At 41.4% G+C, this 295-nt stretch carries 1 protein-coding gene; it reads left to right on the top strand.

Going from position 1 to position 295, the window contains the following annotated elements:
- Positions 1-295, top strand: a 295-nt coding sequence (locus QVP40_RS04285) for an ATP-binding cassette domain-containing protein (protein WP_288200320.1), incomplete at both ends; no start/stop codon positions are given.

The raw sequence follows: 295 nt of genomic DNA, 5'->3' as shown, positions 1-295 counted from the left end.
AAACAACAGCAATCAACTGTATGCTGGCTCTTTTAAAATATGATAAGGGAAGTATCCGGATTTTTGGCAAGGAGATGGAGCCTGATAATTATGAGGCAAAAAGGCAGATTGGTATTGTGCAGCAGAACGTGGCAGTATTTGATGAGTTTACCGTGTATGAGAATATTGACTATTTTTGCGGCCTGTATATAAACGACAGGAAAAAAAGGAAACAGCTTGTGGAGGAAGCGATTGCTTTTGTGGGACTAGAGGATTACAGGAAAATCCGTCCGAAGAAACTTTCCGGGGGGCTTTT

It is taken from the genome of Blautia sp. CAG:257 (genome assembly GCF_000433815.1).
GTDB classification, from domain to species: Bacteria; Bacillota; Clostridia; order Lachnospirales; family Lachnospiraceae; genus Blautia_A; species Blautia_A caecimuris.
This window is presented reverse-complemented; position numbering and strand designations above follow the sequence as displayed.